This window comes from Citrobacter sp. wls757, assembly GCF_005280935.1.
In the GTDB taxonomy this organism is placed as follows: domain Bacteria; phylum Pseudomonadota; class Gammaproteobacteria; order Enterobacterales; family Enterobacteriaceae; genus Citrobacter; species Citrobacter portucalensis.
The window spans coordinates 102277-108066 of the sequence record NZ_SZWU01000060.1 but is presented as its reverse complement, the minus strand read 5'-3'; the positions used below and the strand labels follow the sequence as shown (position 1 = coordinate 108066).

The following is a 5790-nucleotide window of genomic DNA, read 5'->3' as shown; positions in this document are numbered from 1 at the left end:
GCGGGCGCTTTGCGCCGGACAACAGCGGGCGAGTTGATAACCGCGTCGGCAATGCCTGGGATAAACCGCTCCAAATCTGGAATGCGAACGTCGCCGCGCACCGCCATGCGATTACCGGCGAGCGCTTCAGCGGCTGCCCGGCCTGGTATCCATCACGTCTGTCAGATGGACGTGCGGTCGAGGAGTTGTTCCCGGAACAAGAGTGGCCGTTGAAACTGATTTCCTTTAAATCCAATACCATGTCCAGCGCCACGGCGGTTATCCCACGCCTTCATCATCTGAAGCCGGTTAATCTGGTGGCGCTCAATCCACAGGATGGTCAGCGGTATGGTTTAGCACACGGCGATATCGTGCGTATTACCACCCCAGGTGGTCAGGCGCAAGCGCAGATAAGCCTGCTGCATGGCGTCATGCCGGGTGTTATCGCCATCGAGCATGGTTACGGGCATAAAGAAATGGGCGCGGCACGGCATACCCTCGACGGTGAGCCGATGGCGTTTGATGAGCAGATTAAGTCGGGGATTAATCTCAACGAGTTGGGTTTTGCGGACCCAACCCGACAGGTAGCCAATACCTGGCTTGACTGGGTGTCGGGTGCGTCGGTGCGTCAGGGGTTGCCAGCGAGAATTGAGCGAGTGTAGCTCTGGTGCCGTATGGCATAGCGAACGCGTTTTACCCGGCCTACAGGACATCGTAGGCCGGATAAAGCACTGCCGCCACCCGGCAAAAAGCAGATTAGTTGTTTACCGGGATCACCGCACCTTTATATTTAGTACGGATCCAGTCCTGGATCTCTTTTGAATGCAGGACATCAACCAGCGCTACGATATCCTTTTTCTTCTCGTCGCCACGATGCACGGTAATGATGTTGGCATACGGGTTGTTTTCACCACTTTCAACAGCAATAGGATCTTTCACTGGATCCAGTCCGGCGTCGATGGCGTAGTTGGCGTTAATCACCACCGCATCGCCTTCGTCGTTGTTATACATCTGCGGTAACAGCGCGGCTTCCACGTTTGGCAGGAACTTCAGCTTTTTCGGGTTTTCGACGATATCGCTAATGCGCGCGGTTACTTTATCCACGCCCGGCTTCAGCTTGATCACCCCCTCTTTTTCGAAAATCGACAGAATACGGCCTTCCTCAGATACCGCGTCACGCATGATGACTTTGCCGCCTTCCGGCAGATCTTTAAGTGATTTCACTTTTTTCGAATAGATACCAATCGGCTCAATGTGAATCGCTCCGGCGCTGACGAAGTCATACGTTTTATCGCCTGCATGGTCTTTAATCACGCTGTTCAGGTACGGAATATGCTGGAAGTAGTTGGCGTCAATCTCACGGCCAGCCAGCGCAGTGTTTGGCAGAATGTAATCCTGGAACGGTTTAATCTCCAGATCGATCCCCTGCTTCGCCAAAATCGGCTTGGCCTGTTCAAGGATCTCCGCATGCGGAACGTTAGACGCGCCAACGGTCAGAGTATCAGCCCAGGAGGCAAAGCTCAGGGCGCTTAAGGTTGCTGCGGCGAGTAACGTCAGTGATTTTTTCATGATTATGGTTTCCGTATTTTATTAGCGTTTATCTAACAGAGAGGTGATCACATCGCCGCAAAGCTGGATGATGAAGACAATGAGCAAAATCGTCACCGTCGCCACCAGCGTGACGTCGCTGTGGTTGCGCTGGAATCCTTCCAGATAGGCCAAATTCCCTAAACCACCGGCACCAATTACCCCTGCCATCGCGCTGTAGCTCACCAGCGCAATTAGCGTCACGGTGATCCCGGACACCAGAGCAGGAGATGATTCCGGCAGTAAAACTCGAAAAATAAGTGTGCTCAGTCGTGCGCCCATTGAACGCGTCGCTTCAATAACGCCTTTATCCACTTCACGCAGAGAGATTTCGACCAGACGCGCATAAAACGGCGCTGCCCCCACGATCAGCGCAGGCAACGCGGCATTGGCGCCGAGGATGGTGCCTACCATCGCTTTGGTAAACGGGATCAGCAGCACGATCAAAATGATGAATGGGATCGAACGAAAGATATTCACCACCAGCGAAATAGCGCTATATACCGCGCGATTAGGGAACAATCCGCCGCGCGCGGTCAGGAACAATGCCAGACCAAGCGCGATGCCCAGAATAAAGGTCGCCGCCCCCGAAAGAGCTGTCATATACAGCGTTTCCTGGGTTGCCGCTAACAGTTGATCCCACTTCAGATGGGGAAACAGTTCTTCAGCCATGTTGAATCACCTCGCCTTCAATGTCGCTCTGGCGCAGGTCGGCCAAAATATTGTTCAATTGTTCCTCAGAGGCCACCACGTGCACCCAGAGTTGCCCAAACACGCCGTGTGCGGTTTGCGTCATCTTGCCGTGCAAGATGTTGAACGGCAGGCCATAGCGCAGGGTCAATTCCCCAACCACAGGCCGGTGGGTACGTTGCCCGGTAAAGGTTAATTTGATAACCACCCCACCCAACTCGCTTGCCAGCTGCGGATTAAACTCGTCTTCTTCGGTGTACTGGCTCACCTGACGAACAAATTGTCGGGTAATAGGCTGCTGAGGATGGGTAAAGACGCTGAGCACATCACCTTCCTCAACGACCTTGCCGTTTTCCATTACCGCGACGCGGTCGCAGATTTTGCGTACCACGTGCATTTCATGAGTAATCAGCACAATGGTCAATTTGAAACGACGGTTAATATCGAGGAGTAAATCGAGGATCTGATCGGTAGTTTGCGGATCCAGCGCCGAGGTGGCTTCGTCACACAGCAGGACATCTGGATTGTTCGCCAGCGCACGAGCAATTCCTACACGCTGTTTTTGCCCACCGCTGAGCTGGGAAGGATACGCATTTTCACGACCGCTCAGCCCAACCAGCGTAATCAGTTCAGCAACCCGCGCTTTGATGGACGCTTTGGACGCACCGGCGATTTGCATAGAGAACGCAATGTTTTCGCTAACGGTCCGCGACCACAGCAAATTGAAGTGTTGAAACACCATGCTGATTTTCAGTCGCGCCTGGCGTAACGATTCCCCACTGGCGGCCGAGATATCGTGGCCGTTAATCGTCACGCTGCCGGAGGTCGGTTTTTCGAGACCATTGAGCAAACGAATTAAGGTGCTTTTACCTGCCCCGCTGTAACCAATAATGCCGTAAATCTGCCCCTGTTCAACCGTCAGGTTGACGTTATCGACAGCGGTGATGGCAAGCCTGCCTGGCGTAAACACTTTCGAAATATTTTTCAGGACAATCATGTCGTTTGGGTATCCGCTGCTGCTTATTGTTCTTCTGCTAGCGCTTTTGGCTGTTTAGCAGTATGGATGTCCAAACGAGTGTAATCAGTGGAATTGGCTTTTAAAATGAATTAAAACGCATTTGATATAACTTTTAGAAATATAGTACTGCATCGACGTCAACGGCATAAAACGTAGTCATCGAGATGTTAAATGCAGTTTGTTGCGCAACAAATCGCAACGCCCGATAACCTCTTTATCCATACCGATGAACAAATTAATGAATAATTTTTGTAAAACTGCACAGAAGTGTTTTGAAACGCTGTTTCCATTTTCCTTTTTGATAATTTTCAGCGTATAATGCGCGCCAATTGTCTCTTGAATGGTTTCAGCACATTGACCTGTAAAACTCAACGACTACAGAACTCACCATCCCGTTGGGCTGAAACACAAGCACACATTCCTCTGCACGCTTTTTCGATGTCACCTATCCTTAGAGCGAGGCATCACAACTTTCGTAACTCAGGTTTAGCTTCCCATCCGTGCGCGATGGGAGCCAGATTTCCATATCCTTCTCAACTTAAAGACTAAGACTGTCATGAAAAAGACGAAAATTGTTTGCACCATCGGTCCGAAAACCGAATCCGAAGAGATGTTAACCAAAATGCTGGACGCGGGCATGAACGTCATGCGTCTGAACTTCTCCCACGGCGACTACGCAGAACACGGTCAGCGCATCAAGAACTTGCGCAACGTCATGAGCAAAACCGGCAAGAAAGCCGCAATCCTGCTCGACACCAAAGGTCCTGAAATCCGTACCATCAAACTGGAAGGCGGTAACGACGTTTCCCTGAAAGCGGGCCAGACCTTCACCTTCACCACCGACAAATCTGTCGTAGGCAACAACGAAATCGTTGCTGTAACTTACGAAGGCTTCACTAAAGATCTGTCCGTCGGCAACACCGTTCTGGTTGATGATGGTCTGATCGGCATGGAAGTTACCGCCATCGAAGGTAACAAAGTTATCTGTAAAGTGCTGAACAACGGCGACCTGGGCGAAAACAAAGGCGTTAACCTGCCGGGCGTTTCCATCGCGCTGCCAGCACTGGCTGAAAAAGACAAACAAGACCTGATCTTCGGTTGCGAGCAAGGCGTTGACTTCGTTGCAGCGTCCTTTATCCGTAAACGTTCTGACGTCGTTGAAATCCGTGAGCACCTGAAAGCGCACGGCGGCGAAAACATCCAGATCATCTCCAAAATCGAAAACCAGGAAGGCCTGAACAACTTCGACGAAATCCTCGAAGCGTCTGACGGCATCATGGTTGCGCGTGGCGATATGGGTGTTGAGATCCCGGTTGAAGAAGTTATCTTCGCGCAGAAGATGATCATCGAAAAATGTATCCGTGCACGTAAAGTCGTTATCACTGCGACCCAGATGCTGGACTCCATGATCAAAAACCCGCGTCCGACCCGCGCTGAAGCCGGTGACGTAGCGAACGCCATCCTCGACGGTACCGACGCAGTAATGCTGTCTGGCGAGTCTGCAAAAGGTAAATACCCGCTGGAAGCCGTTACCATCATGGCGACCATCTGTGAGCGTACTGACCGTGTGATGACCAGCCGTCTGGACTTCAACAACGACAGCCGCAAACTGCGCATCACCGAAGCCGTTTGCCGTGGCGCGGTTGAAACTGCTGAAAAACTGGACGCGCCGCTGATCGTCGTCGCAACCCAGGGTGGTAAATCCGCTCGCGCAGTACGTAAATACTTCCCGGATGCCACCATCCTGGCGCTGACCACCAACGAAACTACCGCGCGTCAGCTGGTGCTGAGCAAAGGCGTTGTTGCACAGGTGGTTAAAGAAATCAGCTCTACCGATGATTTCTATCGTCTGGGTAAAGAAGTCGCTCTGGAAAGCGGTCTGGCTCAAAAAGGTGACGTTGTGGTTATGGTTTCTGGTGCACTGGTTCCGAGCGGCACCACCAACACCGCATCCGTTCACGTGCTGTAATAATTCCATCGCGAATTAATTTGCTTAAAAAAGCGCCCTGGTGGCGCTTTTTTTATTTTATCGATAGCCACAATTAATAAAAAATCAAATCGGATTTCACTATCTAATCCGTGATTATCTAAGATGAATCCGATGGAAGCTTTCTGTTTTCACTCGGGTTTTTAGCCGTTTTTGCACAATTCGATGCTTCTTTGAGCGAACGATCAAAAATAAGTGCATTCCCATCAAAAAAATATTCTCAACATAAAAAAGTTTGTGTAATACTTGTAACGCTACATGGAGATTAACTCAATCTAGAGGGTATTAATAATGAATCGTACTAAACTGGTACTGGGCGCGGTAATCCTGGGTTCTACTCTGCTGGCAGGTTGCTCCAGCAACGCTAAAATCGATCAGCTGTCTTCTGACGTTCAGACTCTGAACGCTAAAGTTGACCAGCTGAGCAACGACGTGAACGCAATGCGTTCCGACGTTCAGGCTGCTAAAGATGACGCAGCTCGCGCTAACCAGCGTCTGGACAACGCAGCTACTAAATACCGCAAGTAAT

Annotated in this window: 7 protein-coding genes; 4 read left to right on the top strand and 3 right to left on the bottom strand. The window is 50.9% G+C overall.

Going from position 1 to position 5790, the window contains the following annotated elements; genetic code table 11:
- A partial coding sequence (locus FDW94_RS24320) for a molybdopterin dinucleotide binding domain-containing protein (protein WP_283205073.1) occupies positions 1–641 on the top strand: 641 nt, incomplete at its 5' end.
- A gap of 94 nt (positions 642–735) precedes the next feature.
- Here FDW94_RS24320 and FDW94_RS15390 read toward each other — a convergent pair.
- The 3 genes from FDW94_RS15390 to FDW94_RS15380 are packed head-to-tail and all read right to left on the bottom strand — an operon-like array spanning position 736 to position 3253.
- Positions 736–1548, bottom strand: a complete 813-nt coding sequence (locus FDW94_RS15390; protein ID WP_003029358.1) for a MetQ/NlpA family ABC transporter substrate-binding protein — start codon at positions 1546–1548, stop codon at positions 736–738.
- A 21-nt stretch (positions 1549–1569) separates the two neighbouring features.
- The gene (locus FDW94_RS15385; RefSeq protein WP_137377841.1) at positions 1570–2238 is read right to left on the bottom strand and encodes a methionine ABC transporter permease; all 669 of its coding nucleotides are present in this window, start codon (positions 2236–2238) and stop codon (positions 1570–1572) included.
- Complete coding sequence (locus tag FDW94_RS15380; RefSeq protein ID WP_063941515.1) at positions 2231–3253, bottom strand: ATP-binding cassette domain-containing protein; 1023 nt, start codon at positions 3251–3253, stop codon at positions 2231–2233. Before FDW94_RS15380 ends, FDW94_RS15385 begins: the two co-directional genes overlap by 8 nt.
- Positions 3254–3628: 375 nt before the next feature.
- Here FDW94_RS15380 and FDW94_RS24315 point away from each other — a divergent pair, with 375 nt between their 5' ends.
- The 3 genes from FDW94_RS24315 (at position 3629) to lpp (ending at position 5789) form a co-directional block, all read left to right on the top strand.
- The gene (locus FDW94_RS24315) at positions 3629–3823 is read left to right on the top strand and encodes a hypothetical protein (protein ID WP_244293978.1); all 195 of its coding nucleotides are present in this window, start codon (positions 3629–3631) and stop codon (positions 3821–3823) included.
- A 7-nt stretch (positions 3824–3830) separates the two neighbouring features.
- Complete coding sequence (gene pykF / locus FDW94_RS15375; RefSeq protein WP_003029366.1) at positions 3831–5243, top strand: pyruvate kinase PykF; 1413 nt, start codon at positions 3831–3833, stop codon at positions 5241–5243.
- A gap of 309 nt (positions 5244–5552) precedes the next feature.
- Positions 5553–5789 carry a murein lipoprotein Lpp gene (gene lpp, locus FDW94_RS15370; protein WP_003029373.1) on the top strand — a complete coding sequence of 79 codons (237 nt, stop codon included), beginning with the start codon at positions 5553–5555 and terminating at the stop codon, positions 5787–5789.
- The last annotated feature ends 1 nt before the right edge of the window (position 5790 follow it).

What these genes read in the sequence shown, in the direction of transcription:
- FDW94_RS15390 (WP_003029358.1), bottom strand. Translation starts at nt 1,548, where the DNA reads ATGAAAAAATCACTGACGTTACTCGCCGCAGCAACCTTAAGCGCCCTG.
- FDW94_RS15385 (WP_137377841.1), bottom strand. Translation starts at nt 2,238, where the DNA reads ATGGCTGAAGAACTGTTTCCCCATCTGAAGTGGGATCAACTGTTAGCG.
- FDW94_RS15380 (WP_063941515.1), bottom strand. Translation starts at nt 3,253, where the DNA reads ATGATTGTCCTGAAAAATATTTCGAAAGTGTTTACGCCAGGCAGGCTT.
- pykF (WP_003029366.1), top strand. Translation starts at nt 3,831, where the DNA reads ATGAAAAAGACGAAAATTGTTTGCACCATCGGTCCGAAAACCGAATCC.
- lpp (WP_003029373.1), top strand. Translation starts at nt 5,553, where the DNA reads ATGAATCGTACTAAACTGGTACTGGGCGCGGTAATCCTGGGTTCTACT.